General features: G+C 58.9%; 27 protein-coding genes and 3 tRNA genes. 15 read left to right on the plus strand and 15 right to left on the minus strand.

Annotated elements, in window-relative coordinates; translation table 11 throughout:
• The first annotated feature begins 367 nt into the window (after nucleotides 1-367).
• Together AC2FIR_RS12700 and AC2FIR_RS12705 are read left to right on the plus strand one after the other, a co-directional pair.
• The gene (locus AC2FIR_RS12700) at nucleotides 368-592 is read left to right on the plus strand and encodes a DUF1127 domain-containing protein (protein WP_170615206.1); all 225 of its coding nucleotides are present in this window, start codon (nucleotides 368-370) and stop codon (nucleotides 590-592) included.
• 378 nt (nucleotides 593-970) lie between these two features.
• Nucleotides 971-1261 (plus strand): DUF1330 domain-containing protein, encoded by a 291-nt coding sequence (locus AC2FIR_RS12705; protein ID WP_170615204.1) that lies wholly within the window; start codon nucleotides 971-973, stop codon nucleotides 1259-1261.
• Here the strand turns inward: AC2FIR_RS12705 and AC2FIR_RS12710 are convergent.
• On the minus strand, nucleotides 1258-3654 hold the full coding sequence (locus tag AC2FIR_RS12710; RefSeq protein WP_496746043.1) for an ATP-dependent helicase: 2397 nt from the start codon (nucleotides 3652-3654) through the stop codon (nucleotides 1258-1260). The two genes, AC2FIR_RS12705 and AC2FIR_RS12710, sit on opposite strands and share 4 nt — an antisense overlap.
• Before the next feature lie 685 nt (nucleotides 3655-4339).
• Here AC2FIR_RS12710 and AC2FIR_RS12715 point away from each other — a divergent pair.
• The 3 genes from AC2FIR_RS12715 (at nucleotide 4340) to AC2FIR_RS12725 (ending at nucleotide 9521) form a co-directional block, all read left to right on the plus strand.
• Entirely contained in the window at nucleotides 4340-5497 is a 1158-nt protein-coding gene (locus AC2FIR_RS12715) for an alpha-hydroxy acid oxidase (protein ID WP_170677968.1), read from the plus strand.
• 124 nt (nucleotides 5498-5621) lie between these two features.
• Nucleotides 5622-9059, plus strand: a complete 3438-nt coding sequence (locus tag AC2FIR_RS12720; protein ID WP_496746039.1) for a pyruvate carboxylase — start codon at nucleotides 5622-5624, stop codon at nucleotides 9057-9059.
• Nucleotides 9060-9137: 78 nt separating this feature from the next.
• Nucleotides 9138-9521: an MAPEG family protein gene (locus AC2FIR_RS12725; RefSeq protein WP_170615194.1), complete on the plus strand. Its 384-nt coding sequence runs from the start codon at nucleotides 9138-9140 to the stop codon at nucleotides 9519-9521.
• 2 nt (nucleotides 9522-9523) lie between these two features.
• Here AC2FIR_RS12725 and AC2FIR_RS12730 read toward each other — a convergent pair whose 3' ends face one another.
• Nucleotides 9524-9676, minus strand: a complete 153-nt coding sequence (locus AC2FIR_RS12730) for a hypothetical protein (RefSeq protein WP_321254170.1) — start codon at nucleotides 9674-9676, stop codon at nucleotides 9524-9526.
• A gap of 151 nt (nucleotides 9677-9827) precedes the next feature.
• Here AC2FIR_RS12730 and AC2FIR_RS12735 point away from each other — a divergent pair.
• The 3 genes from AC2FIR_RS12735 (at nucleotide 9828) to AC2FIR_RS12745 (ending at nucleotide 10961) form a co-directional block, all read left to right on the plus strand.
• Nucleotides 9828-9902: transfer RNA gene (locus AC2FIR_RS12735), tRNA-Gly, on the plus strand.
• Between the two features lie 33 nt (nucleotides 9903-9935).
• Nucleotides 9936-10010, plus strand: a tRNA-Gly gene (locus tag AC2FIR_RS12740).
• Nucleotides 10011-10094: 84 nt separating this feature from the next.
• Nucleotides 10095-10961, plus strand: coding sequence for a GNAT family N-acetyltransferase (locus AC2FIR_RS12745; RefSeq protein WP_480525100.1), 867 nt, complete (start codon nucleotides 10095-10097; stop codon nucleotides 10959-10961).
• A gap of 3 nt (nucleotides 10962-10964) precedes the next feature.
• Here AC2FIR_RS12745 and AC2FIR_RS12750 read toward each other — a convergent pair whose 3' ends face one another.
• Nucleotides 10965-11204, minus strand: coding sequence for an Lrp/AsnC ligand binding domain-containing protein (locus tag AC2FIR_RS12750; RefSeq protein WP_058280212.1), 240 nt, complete (start codon nucleotides 11202-11204; stop codon nucleotides 10965-10967).
• Between the two features lie 154 nt (nucleotides 11205-11358).
• Between AC2FIR_RS12750 and hisB the strand changes: the two genes are divergently transcribed.
• The gene (gene hisB / locus AC2FIR_RS12755) at nucleotides 11359-11946 is read left to right on the plus strand and encodes an imidazoleglycerol-phosphate dehydratase HisB (RefSeq protein ID WP_170806616.1); all 588 of its coding nucleotides are present in this window, start codon (nucleotides 11359-11361) and stop codon (nucleotides 11944-11946) included.
• Nucleotides 11947-12585 (plus strand): imidazole glycerol phosphate synthase subunit HisH, encoded by a 639-nt coding sequence (gene hisH, locus AC2FIR_RS12760; RefSeq protein ID WP_170817077.1) that lies wholly within the window; start codon nucleotides 11947-11949, stop codon nucleotides 12583-12585.
• Between the two features lie 4 nt (nucleotides 12586-12589).
• Here the strand turns inward: hisH and AC2FIR_RS12765 are convergent, their stop codons facing one another.
• Entirely contained in the window at nucleotides 12590-12991 is a 402-nt protein-coding gene (locus tag AC2FIR_RS12765; protein ID WP_496762470.1) for a DUF2147 domain-containing protein, read from the minus strand.
• Nucleotides 12992-13125: 134 nt separating this feature from the next.
• Between AC2FIR_RS12765 and hisA the strand changes: the two genes are divergently transcribed.
• On the plus strand, nucleotides 13126-13845 hold the full coding sequence (hisA, locus tag AC2FIR_RS12770; protein WP_480812241.1) for a 1-(5-phosphoribosyl)-5-[(5-phosphoribosylamino)methylideneamino]imidazole-4-carboxamide isomerase: 720 nt from the start codon (nucleotides 13126-13128) through the stop codon (nucleotides 13843-13845).
• Here hisA and AC2FIR_RS12775 read toward each other — a convergent pair whose 3' ends face one another.
• Nucleotides 13846-14292, minus strand: coding sequence for a DUF302 domain-containing protein (locus AC2FIR_RS12775; RefSeq protein ID WP_496762472.1), 447 nt, complete (start codon nucleotides 14290-14292; stop codon nucleotides 13846-13848).
• 117 nt (nucleotides 14293-14409) lie between these two features.
• Here AC2FIR_RS12775 and hisF point away from each other — a divergent pair, with 117 nt between their 5' ends.
• From hisF to AC2FIR_RS12790, 3 genes are all read left to right on the plus strand, one after another.
• On the plus strand, nucleotides 14410-15171 hold the full coding sequence (gene hisF / locus AC2FIR_RS12780; protein ID WP_170677978.1) for an imidazole glycerol phosphate synthase subunit HisF: 762 nt from the start codon (nucleotides 14410-14412) through the stop codon (nucleotides 15169-15171).
• Nucleotides 15168-15485 (plus strand): phosphoribosyl-ATP diphosphatase, encoded by a 318-nt coding sequence (locus tag AC2FIR_RS12785; RefSeq protein WP_170677980.1) that lies wholly within the window; start codon nucleotides 15168-15170, stop codon nucleotides 15483-15485. The genes hisF and AC2FIR_RS12785 overlap by 4 nt, the downstream gene beginning before the upstream one ends.
• 73 nt (nucleotides 15486-15558) lie before the next feature.
• Complete coding sequence (locus tag AC2FIR_RS12790; RefSeq protein ID WP_496746032.1) at nucleotides 15559-16125, plus strand: hypothetical protein; 567 nt, start codon at nucleotides 15559-15561, stop codon at nucleotides 16123-16125.
• Between the two features lie 3 nt (nucleotides 16126-16128).
• Here AC2FIR_RS12790 and AC2FIR_RS12795 read toward each other — a convergent pair whose 3' ends face one another.
• From AC2FIR_RS12795 to rlmB, 4 genes are all read right to left on the minus strand, one after another.
• Complete coding sequence (locus AC2FIR_RS12795) at nucleotides 16129-16599, minus strand: CoA-binding protein (RefSeq protein WP_496746030.1); 471 nt, start codon at nucleotides 16597-16599, stop codon at nucleotides 16129-16131.
• A gap of 202 nt (nucleotides 16600-16801) precedes the next feature.
• Nucleotides 16802-17251, minus strand: coding sequence for a YHS domain-containing (seleno)protein (locus tag AC2FIR_RS12800; protein ID WP_170615169.1), 450 nt, complete (start codon nucleotides 17249-17251; stop codon nucleotides 16802-16804).
• Between the two features lie 107 nt (nucleotides 17252-17358).
• Nucleotides 17359-17640 carry a hypothetical protein gene (locus AC2FIR_RS12805; protein ID WP_170615442.1) on the minus strand — a complete coding sequence of 94 codons (282 nt, stop codon included), beginning with the start codon at nucleotides 17638-17640 and terminating at the stop codon, nucleotides 17359-17361.
• Nucleotides 17641-17652: 12 nt separating this feature from the next.
• Nucleotides 17653-18426 (minus strand): 23S rRNA (guanosine(2251)-2'-O)-methyltransferase RlmB, encoded by a 774-nt coding sequence (gene rlmB, locus AC2FIR_RS12810; RefSeq protein ID WP_170677986.1) that lies wholly within the window; start codon nucleotides 18424-18426, stop codon nucleotides 17653-17655.
• A 116-nt stretch (nucleotides 18427-18542) separates the two neighbouring features.
• Between rlmB and AC2FIR_RS12815 the strand changes: the two genes are divergently transcribed.
• A tRNA-Tyr gene (locus AC2FIR_RS12815) sits at nucleotides 18543-18626 on the plus strand.
• 85 nt (nucleotides 18627-18711) lie between these two features.
• Here the strand turns inward: AC2FIR_RS12815 and AC2FIR_RS12820 are convergent.
• The 6 genes from AC2FIR_RS12820 to AC2FIR_RS12845 all read right to left on the minus strand — a co-directional run bounded on the left by AC2FIR_RS12820 (nucleotide 18712) and on the right by AC2FIR_RS12845 (nucleotide 22542).
• On the minus strand, nucleotides 18712-19143 hold the full coding sequence (locus AC2FIR_RS12820; RefSeq protein WP_170615165.1) for a c-type cytochrome: 432 nt from the start codon (nucleotides 19141-19143) through the stop codon (nucleotides 18712-18714).
• Nucleotides 19140-20459 carry a multicopper oxidase family protein gene (locus AC2FIR_RS12825; RefSeq protein WP_496746028.1) on the minus strand — a complete coding sequence of 440 codons (1320 nt, stop codon included), beginning with the start codon at nucleotides 20457-20459 and terminating at the stop codon, nucleotides 19140-19142. The genes AC2FIR_RS12820 and AC2FIR_RS12825 overlap by 4 nt, the downstream gene beginning before the upstream one ends.
• Nucleotides 20460-20467: 8 nt before the next feature.
• Nucleotides 20468-21334, minus strand: coding sequence for a CopD family protein (locus AC2FIR_RS12830; RefSeq protein ID WP_496746026.1), 867 nt, complete (start codon nucleotides 21332-21334; stop codon nucleotides 20468-20470).
• A gap of 2 nt (nucleotides 21335-21336) precedes the next feature.
• Nucleotides 21337-21678 (minus strand): copper resistance CopC family protein, encoded by a 342-nt coding sequence (locus tag AC2FIR_RS12835; protein ID WP_496746024.1) that lies wholly within the window; start codon nucleotides 21676-21678, stop codon nucleotides 21337-21339.
• A gap of 10 nt (nucleotides 21679-21688) precedes the next feature.
• Nucleotides 21689-22120: a c-type cytochrome gene (locus tag AC2FIR_RS12840; protein ID WP_496746022.1), complete on the minus strand. Its 432-nt coding sequence runs from the start codon at nucleotides 22118-22120 to the stop codon at nucleotides 21689-21691.
• Between the two features lie 95 nt (nucleotides 22121-22215).
• Nucleotides 22216-22542 carry a hypothetical protein gene (locus AC2FIR_RS12845; RefSeq protein WP_496746020.1) on the minus strand — a complete coding sequence of 109 codons (327 nt, stop codon included), beginning with the start codon at nucleotides 22540-22542 and terminating at the stop codon, nucleotides 22216-22218.
• Nucleotides 22543-23017 lie beyond the last annotated feature (475 nt).

Raw genomic sequence — 23017 nt, forward strand, 5'->3', positions numbered from 1 at the left:
TGGCGCAATTACCCCACACACATCGCAAGAACACCGGCAGCCCATGAATTCCCATCCGGAATGCAAGGGCCTCTTAACATGTGAATGTGCATGTGCCGAACGATCGGCCTGGACACCATTTCCATTCCTCCATCACGCCCATGCGCCGGACAGCTTCACCCAAAAGCACACCCGCCGAAGCCCCAAAGGTGACCCTACGGCACCCGCCGCCCTTGGGCGCGACTGCCCCAACAATTTGATATCTATGCATTTGCTGCATAGCGGCATTGACGACGCCCGCTATTGTGCATCTGCAGCATTTGCCTATTTTCATCCTCAAGCAAACGCCGAAACACTTCGGCAAACGATCAAGTCAGAGGCATTGAAAATGGCAGTCGCAACCAACCACTCCGCGCTTGGCAATGCACCGGCAACCGGGCTGGTGGCACTGTTTGAAGCAGTAAAAACACGTTTTGTTCGCTATCGCCTGTACCGCCAGACACTCAACGAGCTGTCAGGCCTGTCGAACCGCGAACTGGCCGATCTGGGCCTGCAACGCTCGATGATCCGTCAACTGGCCCTGCAGGCCGCTGCGGATTACACCGCGCAGTAAGCGCACAACAGTTTAACAAGATCAGGTCCGTCCTCCTCCCTTTGGACCTGCATTTCGGCGGCGGCGGCATCTCTCCTCCTCCCTGATGCTGCCGCCCCAAATACCGGCCCTGATAGCCGGGACATGACACATCGGGGCTCTCCTCCTCCCTACCCCGATGTTGAAAGCACGCGGCGACACTTATTCTCCTCCCTTGTGTCGCCGCGTCTTCCTCATACCGGGATCAGACCCGGGTTCGGATACATCGGGGCCTTCCTCCTCCCTGCCTCGATGTTGAAAAGAACGGCGGTTCCCCTTCCTCCTCCCTGGGAACCGCCGTTTTTTGTTTGTGCTTGTGTGTGTAAGGTGAAGCCGGAACCGAAGTTTCAGGAGTTTCCAATGGCTGCATATTTCATCGCCCAGATCACAATTCACGACCCAGACGGATACCAGAAATACCTTGAAGGGTTCATGCCGGTCTTTGACAGGCACGGAGGTCGCCTTCTGACAGTATCATCCAAACCAGTGGACGTGATCGAGGGCACTTGGGCTGAGGAAGGGATAGTCCTTATGGAGTTTCCGTCGATCGAAGCCGCAAAGGCATGGAAAGACGATCCCGACTATGTCGCACTGGCGAAAATCCGGCACAAGACCGCGACGGCAAACATGGTTCTGGTCGAAGGCCTTTAAAACGGAACGTCATCCTTGGCGGACAGAAAGCGCGAGACAACCTTCTTCATGCCCGCCTTGTCAAAATCGACCTCGACCTTGTCCCCTTCGATACCGATCACTGCGCCATAGCCGAATTTCTGGTGGAATACCCGTTCGCCCAGCGTGAAACTGGCCACCGCGGTCGCATCGATGACGGTGTTGCGGCTTTCGCGCGGTTGCGACATGCCATACTGACCCTGCCGCGCCTGCATCCGTTTCCAGCCGGGTGAGTTGTAGACGTTTGCTTCGGCGGCGCGGGTTTCGATCCCGGCCGTGGTCTGACCGCCACCGTAGAGACCCGGAGGCGTCAGAACCTCCACATGATCTTCGGGCAATTCATCGATAAATCGGGACGGCATCGAATTCTGCCACTGACCAAAAACGCGCCTGTTGGCGGCAAAGGATATCGTGCAGACCTCCTCCGCGCGGGTGATGCCGACATAGGCCAGCCGCCGTTCCTCCTCGAGACCCTTGAGGCCAGCTTCGTCCATCGACCGCTGCGAGGGGAACAACCCGTCCTCCCACCCCGGCAGGAAAACGGCGGGAAATTCCAGACCTTTGGCGGCATGCAGGGTCATGATCGACACTTTCGCGCCATCCGATTCCTGCTCGTTATCCATCACCAGACTGACATGTTCCAGAAAGCCCTGCAGGTTTTCAAAATTGTCCAGCTGGTTGACCAGTTCCTTGAGGTTTTCCAACCGCCCCGGGGAATCTGGATTCTTGTCGTTCTGCCAGTGCGCCGTATAGCCGGATTCGTCGAGGATAATCTGCGCCAGTTCAATATGAGTATGTTCCGGTTCGCCAAAACGAATGGGAGCGGTGCCATCATCAATGACTGAATCGTCGTCAACCTCGATCCTTGGACCCCGGGTCATTGCGTTCCAGCGGGCCAGCCCATCGACAAGCTGGCGCAAGGCCGTGCCGCCCTTGCCTTTGATCAGCCCTTGTTCGACCGCGACCCGCGCGCCTTCGACCAAAGAGACGCCATTCTGTCGGGCGGTCGCCTGAATCGTCTGCTGCGCCTTGTCGCCGAGGCCACGTTTGGGCGTATTCACGATCCGCTCGAACGCCAAATCGTCTTCGGGGCTGATGACCAGTCGGAAATAGGCCATGGCATCGCGGATCTCCATCCGCTCATAGAATCGCGGACCGCCGATGACCTTGTAGGGCAATCCAATAGTTAGAAAGCGGTCCTCGAAGGCACGCATCTGGTGGCTGGCGCGCACGAGAATGGCGATTTCATCAAGGTTCATCGGCCGCACGCCACGGGTGCCGCCCTGCATCGCATCGATTTCCTCGCCAATCCAGCGCGCTTCTTCTTCGCCATCCCAGTGGCCAATCAGCCGGACCTTTTCGCCGTCCTGCTCATCGGTCCAAAGCTCTTTGCCCAGGCGATTTTCATTGCCGCGAATGACATTCGACGCGGCGGCGAGGATATGCGGGGTCGAGCGGTAGTTTTGTTCAAGCCGGACGACATAGGCGCCGGGGAAGTCTTTCTCGAACCGCAGAATGTTGCCCACCTCGGCCCCGCGCCAGCCATAGATTGACTGGTCATCATCGCCCACGCAGCAGATGTTCTTGTGACCGCCCGCCAGCAACCGCAGCCACAGGTACTGGGCGATGTTGGTGTCCTGATACTCGTCCACCAAAATGTAACGGAACCACCGCTGGTATTGTTCCAGCACATCCGCATGTGTCTGAAAGATCGTGACCATGTGCAAAAGCAGATCACCGAAATCCACCGCGTTCAGCTCGCGCAGACGGGTCTGGTACTGGGCGTAAAGGTCGACGCCCTTGTGATTATAGGCTCCGGCATCAGCAGCAGTGACCTTGTCGGGTGTCAGTGCACGGTTTTTCCAGTCATCGATAATTCCCGCCAGCATCCGCGCAGGCCAGCGCTTGTCATCGATATTGGCCGCCTGCACCAGTTGCTTGAGCAGGCGCAGCTGGTCGTCGCCATCCAGAATCGTGAAGTTCGATTTCAGCCCCGCAAGTTCGGCGTGGCGTCGCAGCAGCTTGACGCAAATCGAATGGAACGTGCCAAGCCACGGCATCCCTTCGGCGGGCTGGCCGAGCAGGCGGCCGACACGCTCTTTCATTTCACGCGCAGCCTTGTTGGTGAATGTCACCGACAAGATTTCGTTGGGGCGCGCGCGACCGGTATTCAGCAGGTGCGCGATCCGGGTCGTGAGAGCCTTGGTCTTGCCGGTCCCTGCCCCGGCCAGCATCAGAACCGGACCGTCAAGCCGTTCTACTGCATCGCGCTGCGCCGGGTTGAGATCATCCAGGTAAGGCACGGCACGCGCGGCCATTGCCTTTTGGGACAGCGATGCGCCCTCGAAGGCGTCCATTTCGTCAAAACTGCTCATGCCCCCAAACTACGCCGGATGCGGCCCGAGGGAAAGGGTTTGTTCACGGCTTGTTCACAAAGAAATCGCAGAAGATAATATACTGGTTTCCAGACAAAACCTTTGTGTACATCCGGCGATCTTACCTTTCTGCAAAAGCTTGTTTCTGATGCCCGGTCCATTGCTGTGGGAGAGCATATGACGAAGCAGGCGACATGGGCAGTGCGAAGTTCGCGGCTGAAAATTGTAGGTGTTATGCTGATGCTCAGCGCCCTAACGGCGGCTGCGGGTTGGGGGATTTACGCCGTACCCGCGCGAAGGATGTCCAGCTCACCTTCAATACCACTGTCGAAGATAATTGGCAGGTCCGTCGATGCCTTGACCCGCGCAGAAAAAGTACGGCTGGCGGTTGAATCCGTTGCGGTCAGATATAGTGAAAAATCCCTGCCCCGCATTACGATTTCGGTTAGGGTCGCCTTTTGCCCGGCGCACGAAGTCATGCCGCAGGATCTTCCGCGCGGCGGATGAAGCGCTCTATACCGCCAAGGACCGGGGCCGAAATCAGGTGCAGGTCGCCAGTTCCGCGTCCTGCGGCGCAGACATCGGGGACAGCCTGGTTCGGAACAAGGGGGCCAAAATCAAACCGTCTTCCTCGACAGCCGCTTGAAAAACTTGCCGAATCGCGCGGCAAATCGGATCAATCCTCATGGACCTGCACAGTGCATATCCCGGCATTGCCGATTTGAAACGACTTGCGCGGCGTCGGTTACCGCGCTTTGTCTGGGAATTTGTGGAAAGTGGCACCGGCGCTGAAACCCTGATCCGGCGCAACCGCGAAGCGCTGGACCGGGTTACACTGACCCCGTCGATCCTGCATGGCGAACTGGAGTTCGACACAAGCAAGAAGCTGCTGGATCACGACTGCGCCCTGCCGTTCGGTATCGCCCCCATTGGAATGTCGGGGTTGGTCTGGCCGGATGCCGAAGGCATTCTGGCCCGCGCTGCGGCCACGGCCAACATTCCCTACACCTTGTCTACGGTCGCCAGCCAGATGCCCGAAGATCTGGCCGGCCACATCGGCGAAAACGCCTGGTTTCAATTGTATCCGCCACGGGATCCCGACATCCGCACCGATATGCTGGCCCGCGCGCGCGATGCGGGATTCCGGACGCTGGTGCTGACTGCGGATGTACCGGTTGCATCTCGGCGCGAACGGCAGGTGCGGTCCGGGTTGACACATCCGCCAAGGCTGACGCCGCGCCTGCTGGCGCAGATTTCGCGATGCCCGGCCTGGGCCATGGGGATGCTGCGTAAGGGACCACCCAGAATGCGCACGCTCGAGAAGTATTCGGACAGTAGCCTCAACCTCCCTCCTACGGCACATATCGGGTATCTTCTGAGAACGTCGCCGGACATGGAGTACGTATCCTGGCTGCGCGACAACTGGGATGGTGCATTTGTCGTCAAAGGCGTCCTGCGGCCGGAAGATGCCGTTTCGCTGCAAAAGGCGGGCGTTGACGCCATATGGGTGTCGAATCACGGTGGCCGTCAGTTTGACGGCGCGCCCGCCAGTATCGATGCGCTACCGGCCATACGCGCAGCGACGGACCTGCCGATTATCTTTGACAGTGGTATTGAAGGTGGGCTGGATATCCTTCGTGCGCTGGCCCTTGGCGCGGATTTTGTCATGCTGGGGCGCGGGTTTCTCTTTGGTCTGGCGGCGTTAGGCGAACGCGGCCCCGCTCATGTCATCGACATCCTGCGGCAGGATCTGAAGGCCAATATGGGCCAGTTGGGCCTCGCAAGTTTACAAAATGTGACATCTGCAATCACAAATATTGATGCTGCATCGCAGCATGTGTAAGTAGATTGCGCCAACAGGCGGCGTTTGCGAGCGATAACATGCCGGTTCTACCCAGAACGACTGATATACGTGCGCGTATTGTCCGCCTATGAACACGGCCACACCATAAAGACCGGGACCTGACATGACCGACTTCAAAAAGATCCTGATCGCCAATCGCGGCGAGATTGCTATTCGCGTGATGCGCGCGGCCAACGAGATGGGCAAACGCACCGTTGCCGTCTTTGCCGAGGAGGACAAGCTTGGCCTGCATCGCTTCAAAGCGGATGAGGCATATCGCATTGGCGAGGGGATGGGCCCGGTTGCCGCCTATCTGTCGATTGACGAAATCATCCGCGTGGCAAAGGAATGCGGCGCTGATGCAATCCACCCCGGTTACGGTCTGTTGTCCGAGAATCCCGATTTCGTGGATGCCTGCGTGCAGAACGGCATCACTTTCATCGGTCCCAAGGCCGAGACCATGCGCGCGCTTGGCGACAAGGCCAGTGCCCGTCGCGTCGCCATCGAGGCAGGGGTTCCTGTGATCCCGGCGACCGAGGTTTTGGGCGATGACATGGACGCGATCCGCAAGGAAGCCGCCGAGATCGGCTATCCGCTTATGCTCAAGGCGTCCTGGGGCGGCGGCGGGCGCGGTATGCGCCCGATCGAGTCCGAGGACGAACTGGAAGAGAAAGTCCTGGAAGGTCGTCGCGAAGCCGAAGCCGCGTTCGGCAATGGCGAGGGTTATCTGGAAAAGATGATCACCCGCGCCCGGCATGTTGAAGTTCAGATTCTGGGCGACAAGCATGGCGAGATCTACCATCTCTACGAACGCGACTGTTCGGTCCAGCGCCGGAACCAGAAGGTCGTGGAACGCGCCCCCGCCCCTTACCTGAGCGAGGAGCAGCGTGCAGAAATCTGTGAACTGGGCCGCAAGATCTGTGCCCATGTGAACTATGAATGCGCGGGCACGGTCGAATTCCTGATGGATATGGAAACCGGCAAGTTCTACTTCATCGAGGTCAACCCGCGCGTTCAGGTGGAACACACCGTCACCGAGGAAGTTACCGGCATCGACATCGTGCAGGCCCAGATCCTGATCGCCGAGGGCAAGACGCTGGCCGAGGCGACCGGGGCCGCCAGCCAGTCGGACGTTCAACTGAACGGCCACGCCCTGCAGACCCGGATCACCACAGAGGACCCGCAGAACAACTTTATCCCCGATTATGGCCGCATCACCGCATACCGCTCGGCCACGGGTATGGGCATCCGTCTGGACGGCGGCACGGCCTATGCGGGCGGAGTGATCACGCGGTACTACGACTCGCTGCTGACCAAGGTGACCGCTTGGGCACCAACGCCGGACAAGGCGATCCATCGGATGGACCGCGCGCTGCGTGAATTCCGCATCCGCGGCGTCAGCACCAATATCGACTTTGTCATCAACCTGCTGAAGCACCCGACCTTCCTGTCGAACGAATACACCACCAAGTTCATCGACACGACGCCAGACCTGTTCCAGTTCAAACGCCGTCGGGACCGGGGCACCAAGGTTCTGACCTATATCGCGGACATTACCGTGAACGGGCACCCCGAGACCAAGGATCGCCCCGAACCGCGCGCCGATCTGAAAGAGGCCAGGCCCCCTGCCCTGAAGGGTGAGCCCAAAATGGGCACCCGCAACCTGCTAGAGCAGAAGGGCCCGCAGGCCGTGGCCGACTGGATGAAAGCGCAGCGGCAGTTGCTGATCACCGACACCACCATGCGGGACGGCCACCAATCCCTGCTGGCGACCCGGATGCGGTCGATCGACATGATCAAGGTGGCGCCGACCTATGCGGCGAACCTGCCGCAACTGTTCAGCGTTGAATGCTGGGGCGGCGCGACCTTTGACGTGGCGTATCGCTTTCTTCAGGAATGCCCGTGGCAGCGTCTGCGTGACCTGCGCGAGGCGATGCCGAACCTGATGACACAGATGCTTCTGCGCGGCGCGAACGGTGTTGGCTATACCAACTACCCCGACAACGTGGTGCAGGAGTTCGTGCGTCAGGCCTCGAAGAATATCGACGTCTTCCGCGTATTCGACTCGCTGAACTGGGTCGAGAACATGCGCGTGGCCATGGATGCGGTGGTTGAAAACGGCAAGATCTGTGAAGGCACCGTCTGCTATACCGGTGACATTCTGGACCCCGATCGCGCCAAGTATGACCTGAAATACTATGTGGGCATGGCCAAGGAACTGCGCGACGCGGGCGCACATGTTCTGGGCCTCAAGGACATGGCGGGTCTGCTGAAACCGGCTTCGGCCAAAATCCTCATCCGTGCTCTGAAAGAAGAGGTCGGCTTGCCGATCCACTTCCACACCCATGACACCGCCGGCATCGCCAGCGCCACCATTCTGGCCGCGTCCGAGGCCGGTGTGGACGCGGTGGATTGCGCGATGGACAGCTTCAGTGGCAACACCAGCCAGGCGACGCTGGGCACCGTTGTCGAGGCGCTGCGCCATACCGAGCGTGACACCGGACTGGATATCAAGGCCATCCGCGAGATCAGCGACTACTTCGAAGCCGTTCGCGGCCAGTACGCGGCCTTTGAATCCAGCCTGCAGGCCCCTGCATCGGAAGTGTACCTGCACGAGATGCCCGGCGGCCAGTTCACCAACCTCAAGGCGCAGGCGCGTTCGCTTGGGCTGGAGGAACGCTGGCACGAGGTGGCGCAGATGTATGCCGACGTGAACCAGATGTTTGGGGACATCGTTAAGGTGACGCCGTCCTCCAAGGTGGTCGGTGACATGGCGCTGATGATGGTCAGCCAGGGGCTGACCCGCGCCGACGTGGAAAGCCCCGAAACTGATGTGGCCTTCCCGGATTCTGTCGTCGACATGATGCGCGGCAATCTGGGTCAGCCTCCGGGCGGGTTCCCCGATACGATCATCAAGAAGGTCCTCAAGGACGAAGCGCCCAACACCCAGCGCCCCGGCAAGGACGTTCCCGCCGTTGATCTTGAGGCTACCCGCGCCGAACTGTCGAAGCAACTGGAAGGCAAGGAGGTCGATGACGAGGATCTGAACGGATACCTGATGTATCCCAGGGTCTTCCTGGACTACATGGGCCGCCACCGGGTTTACGGCCCGGTCCGCACCCTGCCCACGCGCACCTTCTTCTACGGCATGGAGCCCGGGGAAGAGATCACGGCGGAAATCGATCCGGGCAAAACGCTGGAAATCCGCTGTCAGGCGATTGGTGAGACCGATGAAAAGGGCGAGGTCAAAGTTTTCTTTGAACTCAATGGTCAGCCCCGTGTCATCCGGGTGCCGAACCGTCTGGTGACCTCTACCACGCAGGCCCGGCCCAAGGCCGAGGCCGGCAACCCCAACCATATCGGCGCACCGATGCCGGGCGTTGTCGCGACCGTTTCCGTCACCGCCGGTCAGGAGGTCAAGGAAGGCGACCTGCTGCTGACCATCGAAGCGATGAAGATGGAAACCGGCATCCATGCCGAACGCGATGCAGTGGTCAAAGCGGTTCACATTCAGCCTGGCGGCCAGATTGACGCAAAGGACCTTTTGGTCGAACTGGAATAAGCCGACAAACAGGTTAATGTCAGCCGGGTCGCGCAGGACACTGCGCGGCCCTTTTTCATGCACCTGCGGAGCCACGCCATGCTGACCATTACCCCGATCTACGCCGCGCTGATTGCCCTCCTGTTTCTCGCGCTCAGCCTTAACGTCATCCGGCAGCGGTTTATGGGGCAAATCTCGGTTGGCGACGGCGGCAACAAGGCGCTGATCAAGGCCATCCGCACGCATTCCAACTGCGTCGAATACGCGCCGTTCACGTTGTTGCTGATCGCCATGGCCGAAATTCAAGGTGCGGGGGGCGTTCTGGTCAACCTGATGGGTTTGGCGATTCTGTCCGGACGATTGCTGCATGCCTACGGATTCGGGCGTACACCTCAGATCGTGATTCTGCGCCGGACGGGAATGTTGCTGACATTTGCCGCCATTCTGGTCGCTGCGGTCACCAACCTCGTGCTGGCGCTTTAGGGTCAGCCAGCCAGCACCTCGACTTCAACCGGGCATGCAGGCTGCCATATCTGTTGGGCGGTCTGCCCTTTGTCGCCACCGGCCTGCGCCACGATGCCCGCCATGAACATCGAAACAACCAGCACCGAGAGTTTCAGGGTTTCTTTCGGGTTCATCTGTCACCTCCGCCGTTCTTTCCTGACGTGTTCAGACAGTTGAACGGATGGGGTCCGGATTTCCGTCGCCAGAAAAGAAATTTTGCGGAAGATGCGTTTTTCCTCTTGCAGCTTTGCGCCAGAATTTATACTTCACGCCTCACTCAACGGCGCGGGCGTAGCTCAGGGGTAGAGCATAACCTTGCCAAGGTTAGGGTCGGGCGTTCGAATCGCCTCGCCCGCTCCATTGAGAGGTCTTTGGACCACATATGTATCTGATGCGGGCGTAGCTCAGGGGTAGAGCATAACCTTGCCAAGGTTAGGGTCGGGCGTTCGAATCGCCTCGCCCGCTCCAGATACCAACCTCCCTTAAATTTCTGGTTCTTTGTTATCTGCTGCGGCATTCTCGGGTCGCACGCAATCACGACGGAGATGCGCCATGCCAGAATACGTAATTCGCGCTCTGACAGCGGATGAGGTCCAGACGGCTGTTGATTGGGCCGGCCGCGAAGGTTGGAACCCCGGCCTTCACGACGCCGTGTGCTTCCGCAGCTCCGATCCCGAAGGATTCAAGGGCGGATTTCTGGATGGCAAGATGATCGCGTCTGCCTCGGCGGTGAATTACGACGACACCTATTCGTTCCTGGGCTTTTACATCGTCCTGCCCGAATATCGCGGATCGGGCTACGGGCTGCAGGTTGCCGAGGCCGTCAAGGCGCATTGCGAACATCGGAACATGGGCATGGACGGGGTCGTCGAACAGCAGGACAATTACCGAAAGTTCGGGTTCGAACTGGCTTATGACAACTACCGCTTTTCGGGCACAGCGGGTGAAATCCTCAACGCCCTGGGCCGTTCCGGCCACGGTCAGGTTTCACTGATCGACACACTTACGGATGAGCTGAAGTCTTATGATCGGGGCCTGTTTCCTGCCCCGCGCGACACGTTCCTGCAGGCCTGGCTGGATGCACCCAATCATACCTCGCGGGTGTTTGAGGAAGGCGGCCGGATCAGAGGCTATGCAACGCTGCGCCGGTGCTTGGCCGGGTACAAGGTCGGGCCATTGTTTGCGGACACACCCGAGATCGCGCAGGCGCTTTTGGTGTCGCTGCTGATGACGCTTCCGGCTGACCAGATGGATGCCGAGGTCTTTATCGACATGCCCAACCCCAACACGCAAGCGATGGCGATGGCGCAACAACTGGGGTTGACCAAAGTGTTCGAAACCGGCCGCATGTATTCCAGCCACGCGCCGGAAATTGATCTGCACCGTATCTATGGGATCACGACGTTCGAGCTGGGGTAGTCTTCAGAACGCCTTGAACGTCATCGTGGTCAGGGATCGTTCGATATTGGGAATCACCAGCAGGTTTTCGTTGATGAAGTGCCCCACATCCTCGGTTTCGGGGATATAGAGTTTCAGCAGCAGGTCGAATTCGCCGCTGGTCGAGTAAAGCTCGGAATGGATTTCGCGCAGGGCGATTTCTTCGGCGACCTTGTACGTGGAACCGGGTTTGCAGCGGATCTGGATGAAAACGCAGGTGGACATGGGGTTGACCCTGTTTGTTGAGTTGCGCGCAGGCTGGCATGGGCCGCGCCCGGGCGCAATCCCCTGCAACAGTTTGGCGCGCATGTGATGCTTGGTCTGGATATGCCCGGCGATCCCCGTCTATAAGCGCGCCTGTATCAAAAGGAATTCGCCCATGCGCAGCGCAAAGATCAGCCGTCAGACCGCCGAGACCGAGATCACGGTTGAGGTTAATCTGGATGGCTCCGGCCAGTATGACAATCAGACCGGCGTTGGCTTCTTCGATCACATGCTGGACCAACTGGCGCGCCATTCGCTTATCGACATGACGATCCGCGCCAAGGGCGATTATCACATCGACGATCACCACACGGTCGAGGACACAGGCATCGCACTGGGTCAGGCGCTGACGCAGGCATTGGACGACAAGAAGGGTATCCGCCGCTATGGCGAGTGCCACCTGCCGATGGATGACGCTCAGGTGCGCTGTGCGCTGGATCTGTCGGGCCGTCCGTTCCTGATCTGGAACGTGGATTTGCCGACACCCAAGATCGGGACCTTCGACACCGAACTGGTGCGCGAGTTCTTTCAGGCGCTCAGCACCCATGGTGGTATCACCCTGCATATAGATCAGTTACACGGTTTCAACAGCCACCATATCGCCGAGGCGGCCTTCAAGGCGGTTGCCCGTGCCCTTCGGCTGGCGGTTGAGACCGACCCGCGCAAGGCCGATGCGATTCCGTCGACCAAAGGCGCATTGTAGATGCTGACTGCCATCATCGACTACGAAAGCGGCAATCTGCATTCCGCTGAAAAGGCGTTTCAGCGCATGGCACGTGAACTGGATGCGGGTGAGGTCGTCGTGACCTCGGACGCAGATGTTGTCGCGCGGGCTGATCGGCTGGTTCTGCCCGGCGATGGTGCGTTTCCAGCCTGTGCGGCCGAACTGCGCGGCCATAAGGGTATCTATGACGCGATGGTCGAAGCGGTCGAACAAAAGGGCCGCCCTTTTCTGGGTATCTGCGTCGGTATGCAGCTGATGGCCTCGAAAGGCCATGAATACCGTGAAACCGATGGTTTGGATTGGATCGCGGGCGACGTGGTTCGTATCGAGCCGTCAGACCATGCGTTGAAAGTACCACATATGGGCTGGAACGATCTGGTTCTGGAAAGCAGACACCCGGTGTTTGAAGGGGTGAAATCAGGTGATCACGCCTATTTCGTGCACTCCTACCATTTCCGCGTGACGGACCCGGCGCAGAGGTTAGCCTATGTGGATTACGGCCAAGAGGTCACGGCCGTGATTGGCCGTGACACGATGGTCGGGATGCAGTTCCACCCTGAGAAAAGTCAGGATGTCGGCCTGCGTATGATCGGAAATTTCCTGACCTGGGCTCCGTGACGGCCTATTGCACGCGTGTCCAGGTTTGCCCACGGCAGATCAGGCCACCGGCAACGCAACCTTTCACGGTCAGTTGGTTCTGGCTGTCCAGCGTCATTTTCGAGTTGTAGGTCTTGTCGCGGTCCGGCGCCCAGATCTTGCCGTTGTCATAGGCCCCGCCACCTTCCGGAACCATGTCCCAGATAAACTGTTTGCCCAAATTCTCGTAGTCCAGCTGCTCATCGCCGTTGGCGTCAAACGCCGTGTCGATGGTGCCGCAGACGGCACTGCCGCACGATCCGATGGAAACATGCAGATACCCGCCGGTGTCACCGGGCTGGGTCTTCCAGATGCCATCAACCGGATCGGCCGCATAAGCGCCGCTTGCCAAGGCGGCAAACCCTGCGGCCAGAACGAATTTCTTCATGATATCCTCCCTGTTTTGCAAGCAGTCTGGCGCGCCGGTCGCCATCGGGCAAGATTGACTTTGCGTCGCGTTGCATCCCCTGCCCTGTGTGTGCGATATCCCGCGCGGATAACATTGATATAGGGCCGCCCGACATGATCCTCTACCCCGCCATCGACCTAAAAGACGGCCAGGCCGTGCGCCTGCTGCGCGGTGAAATGGACAAGGCCACGGTGTTCAACGAAGACCCTGCCGCGCAAGCCCGCGCCTTCGTCGAAGCGGGTTGCGAGTGGCTGCATCTGGTCGATCTGAATGGCGCCTTTGCAGGGGAACCCGTCAATGCCGCTCCGGTCGAGGCGATTTTGAAGGCCTGTGATGTGCCCGCCCAACTGGGTGGCGGCATCCGTGACATGGCAACAATCGAAACATGGCTCGACAAGGGGCTCGCGCGCGTCATTCTGGGCACTGTCGCCGTCGAGAACCCCGATCTGGTGCGTCAAGCGGCACAAGAGTTCCCCGGCCAAGTAGCCGTCGGTATTGACGCACGCAATGGCATGGTCGCCACCAAGGGCTGGGCCGAAGAAACCGATGTGCAGGTCACGGATCTTGCCCGAAGCTTCGAGGATGCGGGTGTTGCCGCGATCATCTACACCGACATCAACCGCGACGGAGCGATGCAGGGCCCCAATATCGAGGCCACAGCGGCGCTGGCCCGCGCCGTGTCGATCCCAGTCATCGCATCGGGCGGTGTCAGCTCGCTGGACGACCTGATCGCGTTGCGTGATTGCGGGGTCGAACTTAACGGCGCGATTTCCGGCCGGGCGCTCTATGACGGCGCGATCGATCTGAACGAGGCCATTCGCGCCCTGAGCTGACTACTGAGCGGCGACCGATGTCAGCTTGGCCAGCGCCCCGCGCATTTTCTCGATGACCGGGGATTTTTCGACCGCATCAAGTTCGTCCATGGTCTTTTTCGGGTCTTCATAGGCCAGCCAGACCTGCCCGTTTTCGTCCTCGTAGGCCTGCACTTTCAGCGGCAGGAACAGACCTGCGCGCGGGTCGGCCTGCATGGCGGGTTTGCCCAGCGCCGGATTGCCGAAGATCAGCACCTGATTTGCCGGGATGGTCATACCCACCTTCTCGGCGCCCGCTGCGTGATCGACACGCGCGAAAACCGTGGCGCCCGCATTGCCGACTGCGGCCTTGAGCGCGTCCATCGCTTCGGGCACGGATTTGGCTGTCTCCACTTTGATGATATCGTCAGCCATCGCGGCGACAGCTCCTGTGAATATGAATGTGGTCGTCAAAAAGAGGTTACGCATCTCATTGATCTCCGGATGAAATAAGGACCAGTTTTCACAGGTTCGAGAGATGTGGCAATCACAAGTCTGGCATCGGCGGGGCTTTGCCGGTAGAGGTGCGCCAACAAAGGACATGCCATGCTCAAAACACGGATCATTCCCTGCCTTGATGTTGCCGATGGCCGCGTGGTTAAGGGCGTCAATTTCGTCGGCTTGCGTGACGCGGGCGACCCGGTGGAATCGGCCAAGGCCTATGATGCCGCCGGCGCGGACGAAATCTGCTTTCTGGATATTCACGCCACCCATGAAAACCGGGGCACCATGTTCGATGTGGTGCAGCGCACGGCGGAACAGTGTTTTGTTCCGCTGACGGTGGGCGGTGGTGTCCGCACCAGGGAAGATGTCCGCGCGCTGCTGTTGGCAGGTGCCGACAAGGTCAGTTTCAACTCGGCCGCCGTGGCGAACCCGGATGTTGTGGCCGAGGCCGCCGATCAGTTCGGCAGCCAGTGCATCGTGGTCGCCATCGATGCCAAAACCGTCAGCCCCGGCAAGTGGGAGATCTTTACCCACGGGGGGCGCAAACCAACCGGCATTGACGCGGTCGAGTTTGCAAGAACCGTGGTCGGCAAGGGCGCAGGGGAAATCCTGCTGACCTCGATGGATCGTGACGGCACCAAATCCGGGTTCAACCTGCCCCTGACCCGCGCGATCTCGGACGCGGTGGATGTACCGGTGATCGCATCGGGCGGGGTCGGCAATCTGGATCATCTGGTCGAAGGCGTAACCGAAGGCGGTGCCAGCGCGGTATTGGCGGCTTCGATCTTCCATTTCGGAGAATACACCATCCGCGAGGCCAAGGAACACATGGCCGCCGCAGGCATCCCGATGAGGCTGACATGAGCATTCTGCACGAACTGGCCGCAACCATCGAAACGCGCAAGGGAACCGACCCCGAGTTGAGCTGGACCGCCAAACTGCTTGCCAAGGGCCCCGAAAAGTGCGCCGAGAAGTTCGGTGAAGAGGCCATCGAGGCCATCATCGAAGCCATCAAGGGCGATCGGGCCAGACTGACGTCCGAGGCGGCGGATGTACTGTATCACCTGCTGGTGATGCTGGCCGCGCGTGATGTGGCGTTGGATGACGTTCTGAACGAGCTTGCCCGGCGTCAGGGCATCAGCGGCATTGCCGAAAAAGCGGCGCGTCCCAAGGGCTAAGCGTGGGTTTCGTGCGCTGCTCCTGCCCGCTATAGTGCTGTGTCAGGGTGCCACGGATCAGGGAACGCGCGCGATGATCAGAGCATTGGTTTTTGTGGCGACGCTTGCCATCCTGGCGGCCTGTTCTGCGCCGCCCCGTTCCACCGGGGACGAGGTTCAACGGCTGGCAGCGAAAATCCAAAGCCTCGGACCCGATATCGACCCCGCAGAAGCGCAGCGCGCGGCGCGGGTCGCCTACAGCTACACCGCGCAGTTGGTCGAGGAATATGAGATCACCGACCCGCCGCTGATCCATAACGCAAAGGTCAATAAGGGCTTGCGTCCGCGCGGATTGTGCTGGCACTGGGCCGAAGACATTGAACGGCGCCTAAAACAGGAAGAGTTCGAAACACTGACCCTGCACCGCGCCATCGCCAATGCCGACAACCCGTTCCGAATCGACCACTCGACCGCCATTATCAGCCGACGCGGAGAAACCATGTACGAAGGGATCGTACTGGACCCGTGGCGATATGGTGGAGTGCTGTACTGGGGACCTTTGGTCGAGGACACACGTTACGAGTGGGTCCCGCGCGATCAGGTTCTGGAAAAGCGGCGTCTGCAACAGGTTGCCCGGCTGAAAACAGCAGGTGGCGGCTGACGGTCACAGCTTTGACGATATGATCCCGGTGGCAAACCCGCCCATGCGCAATTCCCCGAAAAGCCGCTGATATTCGATTTTCGGGCATCGGTTCATGACCACATCGACACCTCTGGCCTGTGCGGCTGCTGCCGCGCCTTCATGTTCGACACCGATCTGCATCCAGACTGTCCTGAGCTTTGGAAAAGCCTGCAAAGCTTCGTCCACAATCGGTGGCACGGCTTCGGATCTGCGAAATATGTCCACCATGCCGACAGGTTCGGAAATATCCGACAGCGACGCATGAACGGTCTGACCGAACAATTGCTTCCCTGCATGTCCCGGATTGACCGGAATGACCCGGTATCCTTTCAGCGAAAGGTATCGCGCCACGTAATAACTGGGCCGCACCGGGTTCATCGACACCCCGACGACCGCCACAACTTTGGTGCGTTGCAGGATGCCTTTCAGGAACTCATCGGAATAATCTGCCATGAGGGCACCCTAATCGCTGCGTTCAAAAGAAAAAAGCGCCCAGGTCGGACCTGAGCGCCAGTTGTTGGAACGAGGGACAGTGAAATGACCCGCGGCAGTTCCGTTCCGCGGTCACTGTGACATTTAGGCATGAGTTCGGCAAAAAAAAGAGGGTGCGCGCATTTTTGTGATGACAGATCAAAAAAACGCGAAGTTTCGCCTGTCACTTGTACAGAACCGAGGGCCAGTGCTCCTCGGCCATGCGAATGTTCAGCGCCATGTCTTCCTGCCACACTTTCTCGATCGCGAGCGAATGCACCAAATAAAGCCTGCCATCCACGACCCTCCACGCCATTGGGTCGGTGCTGGACAGAAGACCCAGAGCCATAGCATAGGCGCAATATCCGCCGAACTGAGGCGCAAAGGCACGCGGATCACGCTCGAACCGCTCCTGGTTCTCGGCTGATGCGAAATGCCATTCAACGCCTTTCCACATCAACGAATGCTCGGCGTGGCCCAGCACCGGTGCGTCATCCACGAAATAGGACACGGGATCATAGCCCGCCATTGCGGCACCATCTGTGGCAAAATAGACCGGCGCATCCTGCGCCTGGACGGCAGGTGCGAACATGATAGCGGCCATAGCGCCAATGAAGAAACGTCGGGTCAGCATCGTCGGTCTGAGTTCTTAGAATTCGAGACCGTCAAAATGCAACTTTTTCAGCGCCATGAAACCCCCCTTGACGCGGTTGTGAACACCCGTGTCGCCGAAGAAACAAGTCAGTCGAAGATATCTTCGATCACATCCCAGGCTTCATCCAGCACGCGCGAGAATACACCTTTTTTCCGTTTCTTGTATTTGTATTTCGGCGTTCGAGCCTTGGACTTGGCAGGACGCACTTGCCTTTCTTCCGTCAGCTTTCGTTTGGGCAACATCTTGAGGTCGTGCAGGGGGGCACCACAACTGGAACAGCTGAGCTCGTGACGTTGTTTTCCCTGCAGAACCAGCGCGGCACGCGTGCCGCAGTAACAGCAAGTGGCAATTTTCGACGGGCTGGGAATGACGCTCTCCTGTTATTTGTGCCTCGATGCATATAGGGCAATCGCAGCCGCATTTGAGACGTTGAGCGACCCGAAACCGCCCGCTGCGTCAATTTTCACCAGATGATCGACCGTTTCCTTGGTTTTCTGCCGCAAACCGGGGCCTTCGGCACCCAACACCAGTGCAACCGGCCGGTCCAGCTTGCCGGCCAACGTGGTTTCGATGGTCTGATCCGCCTCGCCGTCCAGCCCCAGCACCAGAAACCCCATATTCTGCAGCTCGACGATTGCGTCCGCCAGATTGCGCACCCGCAGATAGGGCTGGCGTTCGAGCGCGCCGCTGGCGGTTTTCGCCAGCGCTCCGGTTTCCGGCGCCGAATGGTGGCGTGTGCCGACAACGGCGCTTGCACCCAGCACCTCGGCCGAGCGCAGAATCGCCCCGACGTTGTGCGGATCGGTGACCCGGTCCAGCAGAATGACACGCGGGTGTTCACGACCGATGCAGTTTTCGGCCAGCCCACCCCAGTCCAGCGGCTTGACCTCAAGCGCCGCGCCCTGATGCACCGACCCCGGATCGATCGGCGCGGTGAACTTGCGTGGATCAACCAGCTCGGCTTCAATTCCTGCAAATTCAATGGCTTCCGCCAGCTTGGCCTGCGCGTTCAGGGTAACGATCAGACGCAATTTCTGACGCTTCGGGTTCATGAGCGCGTCACGGACGGCGTGCAGTCCGAACAACCAGACAGTCTCGGACGCGGCTGCTTTGCGCGCCTGTTCCTTTTCGACGACCCATTTGGGTTTCTTCATTTTAAGGGCCTCCGGGCCGGGAATTCGGTTTCCTGCGCCAAAGCGGAATTTTCCTGTTGACGCTCCTTTAAGGCGCTAGTAATCACGCCTCCACGTCAGGTGCAACGCCTGACAGTGGGCGACAGGCCGCAAGGTGTGGCAGGGGACTGTAACTCCCTCGCGGAGACGCACGCCTGGTTCGATTCCAGGGTCGCCCACCACTTCTTCAAGCAACTCAAATTTAGATCATTGTGTGCGGCAAACGTCCAGACGCGGTTCGTCGGCGTTAACCGGCTATTAGCGGTGTCAGTCGTGCGGCGGGTTTCTGGAGGCCTGAATTTCCTGCGCACGTTCAGACCAGGTTGATCGAATGTAGGCTAAGATATCCCAGATATCATCGTCGGATATTACTTCCTCAAACCCGGGCATTCCACTTGCGAAGTCGCTGATTCCGCGTACCGCCAAAGCTTTTTCTCCACCTAATTGGGTGTATTCAAAAAGAAGTAGGTTATCGTGATGCCAGGTGTGCCCCGTCTCATCATGGGGAGGCGCGGGCAAGACACCGTTTTCGTCTGGCGTTTGCCAGTTCGGTTGTCCTTCGAGGTTTGCACCGTGACAGGACGCGCAATGTTCAGCGTAAAGGGCCTGACCGCTGGCCAAGTCCCGGCCATCCAGTTCGTGACCTGCGATTGCCCCGGTTGCAACGCTAAAGGCTGCGATGATCAGAACGCGTTTCATGCGACCTCGACCCAGGTTTTCATGCCCGCCGCCTGATGGCCCAGCATGTGACAGTGCATCAGCCATTTGCCGGGGTTGTCGAACACGCAAACGATGTCTCGCGTTGCACCCGGATCAATCAGCGTTGTATCCCGGAATGCACCTAAATTACCGTCGGCTTCGACCTCGAAAAAGTGATGCCCGTGCAGATGGATACCATGTGGAAAGCGGGTATCGTTCACCAGTTGGATGCGCGCAGTCTGTCCGCGTTGGAAGCTGTGGAACGGGGTATCTGCAAGGCCGGACTGTCCGTTGAACGCCCAGATGCCCTCTTCCATCAGCCCCTGCATCATTCTTTGGCTCATGGCCCCGCCCTCCATGGTCAAGGTCAGGGAAACGGCATTGTCCAAGTCGGGCCGCACCGTCGCGTTTGGCGGCAGCGCGGATATCTCTGATGGTTGTCGCGCTGTGTTCTCTCCCTCAACCGGGATTTCGCCCAGCTGGTAAGGATCATCCCGGGTCGGAAATACAAATGCGATTGTTTCAGCGGAAGTGACATCCGCTATGATATCAACCCGTTGGGCCGGGGCCAAAACCAGGTCAGAAACCTCTTGCGGATTGGAAAGCGGCATACCGTCCAGTGCAACTGTCTTGCCGTCAATGCCTTCAAGTTCAATTGGGAAAATCCTGTCAGTCGCGACGTTGATCAACCGCAAGCGCACACGGTCACCAAGACGAACGGACGCGTCCGGTTCGAAAAGCGCACGGGCATAATTGCCAAGCCGACCCTGATGCGCCTGATCGTGCATGTTCTCAAAGCCATCGGCGAGTGTGCCGTCTTCGGTCAGGCGCCAATCATCAATCATGACGATCACGTCATGGTCCACATCAGGCGGGGATTGCTCCTCGACGATCAGGGGTCCGTAAAGCCCCTTTGCAACCTGTTCCCAGGACCGGTTATGCGAGTGATACCAGAAGGTTCCGGCGTCCGGCGCGCGAAAGCGATAGGCGAACTCTGCACCCGTTTCGACAACGTCCTGTGTCAGGCCCGGCACGCCGTCCATCGCATTGTCTGTCCGCAACCCGTGCCAATGAACCGCCGAGCCGTCGTCTATCTGATTGAGAAAACGGATGTCGAAAATCTCGCCCTGACGGACGCGAAGGACCGGACCGGGCGTGCTGCCGTTGAAGCCAAGCATCGGCGTTGCCGGATCGCCTTCCGGCAGGATTTGCGCAGAGACTGGCTGTGCAATCAGGTTCAATGGAGCCGCCGCGATGACGACGCCGGGAACCAATGCCATTGAACTTGTCGTGATCAGGAATTCTCTTCGGTTCATCTTAAACCTCAATTCGGAAGGGTGAGGACGCTGGTAAGGGTAGCGGTTGCGGCGAACACGACCAGTATGACCGCAGTTTCTATTTCGATGGAGCGTGCCAGATGCCGCGCTGCGTCGTGATCACCTGCCTGCATGGCAGGGACAAACCGAAACTTGTTGGCGGCAGCCATCACCAGCACCAGCGCCACCAGCCCCAGTTTGATGAGAAGCGCCTGCCCGTAGCCCGAAACAAAAAGGCTTCGAAGATCACCCAACAGAAGCCAGGACATCAGCAAGCCAGCCAAAATCAACACCGGGACAATGACCGAAGCGGCTTGCCCGAAACGATCTCCCAGCGCTGCGGCCTCGTCCAAGTATTCGGGCTGTAACGACAAGCGCCGTAACGGACCAAGAATGCCGATCCAGAACGCAAGGCAAAGCAGATGCAATAGCAACAGAAGCCTTACGCCGCTTTGTTCCAGGCCGGGCACATGCCCAATCTGCGCGAATGACCACAGCGCCAGCACACCGCCGGCAAGGGATATCCATTGACCGACATACGGCACGAACAACCCGACAAGGATCATGGCCACGCCGACCAGTCGATAGACCAGAACATCACCGACCGGTGTTTGCCACAAAAGCCCCAGCATCTCGGGATCGCTCATCCCATCAGCGCCGCCGGTCAGGGCGGCCCCGCGCAGCATGAATCCAATGACAGACGCGACTATCGCAAGCCCAGCCAAGAGCGCAGTATGGATGCGCATCCGGCCGCTCAGCGACGAGAGGAGATCAGCAAAAGCGGCGCGCATGATCACCAACCCGGCGGATCCTGCAATGCCAACATACAGCAGGAGTTTTGACAGGATCGCGGCAATGCCCCAGACGTCCGGCATCCTCAGTCAACCGTAAAGGAAAATTCGCCCTGCATCGCATGGCCGTCCACGCCCAGACCGCGCCATTCTATGCGATAGGCGCCTGCCCCCATATCCTGAAGCGGGAGGGTGAAGAGGCGATCAAAACTGGTCTGGTTCCCAATGTCGAGCGGGACCGAATGAAGATCCTGATGGGTCATCTCCACTCGGGTCAGACGGATGTCGTCCGCAAAGTTGAAACTGATTTCAGACGGGACTTCTGCAATCGTCGCACCGTTTTCTGGCGTCGTCGTGTCCACGCGGGAATGCGCAAGCGCACCCGTGGCAAGCGTGGCAAGCAGAGCAAGGATCGTGAGCGTCTTCATAGAGTGTTCCTCAGTTAATTCTGTTGGCGCGCTGGATTTCGCGGACATAGGCGACAACCATGGCAACGTCGCCACGGGTTAAGCCTTCGACCGGCGGCATATCTCCGAACGACCAGTGATGGCTTCTTACACCTGTCGCAACTGCGCGCTGAAAGGATTCGTCGGCGTGATGGCTGGGTTCATAGATAACATGGATCAGCGGAGGTCCGGCACCTTCAATTCCGACAGCATTGGTGCCGTGGCACGCGGCGCAGGCCTCGTCGAAGATGCGCTGTCCAATGGCAGCGTTGCCCTCGATCGGGGGCATTTGAATGGCCACCATGGCATCCCCTGCGGCAGGGGACGACGGAGTGGCAATTTCAGACGTACCGGGCCGCAGCATAATGGAGGCAGCAGCAACCGCCACGGCACACACACCGATAACGAGATATTTTCGGTTCATGGTTCTTCCTGACCTTATGAAACAGAATATTGACCGCGCTGAGCGGCGGCCAAGCAGAAACACCAGGCGCGTGCACCCGGCGTCGAAGTGCCGTTTCAGAAGTTAGGTGGTCTGTCAGGATGTTCCGGCTCACGCAGCGCCGAAAGTTCGCTTACCTGCCAATTCAATACCTGTTCGAACTGGTCTGGTGATGCATCCGACGTCTCGGAGGCAAGTAACATCAAGTTGCAGAGGAAAGGATTGCATCCATCATGGTCTGCGCCGTCCGTTTCGTGATGGCCGGTCGGCGACAAACGAACCAAGTGCGGAGATCGCTCCAAAGACGGAACTTCGTCACAATGTCCATCGTTGCAATGCAGCGGCATGTCATGGGCAACACTTGCGAACCCGGTCAATAAGACCAGAATTGCTGCCAGGACCACCGATATTATCCGCTGCAAAATCATTTCGGCGGAAACCTATTACGCAAATTGGAACAAAACAACACAGGAATAGACCTTGGCGCAGGCATACACGGGGTCGTCAATTGGCCTGTCTCGTCGATAAAGTGGTTGGTGGCAACTGGGAAACCAAAGCGGTTCTGTCACTCCACCGCGCGATCACGGTAGCAGTTGCGCCGAAATGCCGCAAAAGGGGCAATTGCCAAACGTTTGCTCGTTGAGTTTGCGACATTTTCCCTATTCTTTCGGTCGCAGGGTCCGGCGCACGGAGATGCCTCCAGCGACGGTTTCGCCTCCAACAAATGTCTGTAAGACCGCCCGGTTGCCAGAATCGCGGTCTTGGGTGATCCTTCAAGAAATTGAAGGATCGCAATATGTTTAGCCCACATTCCCCAAGTAAGTCGCTGTTTCCGCTGTCGTGATCGTGTTATTTCCGATATAAATCATGGTGTTGGTG

It is taken from the genome of Ruegeria sp. CDSB136, assembly GCF_059610965.1.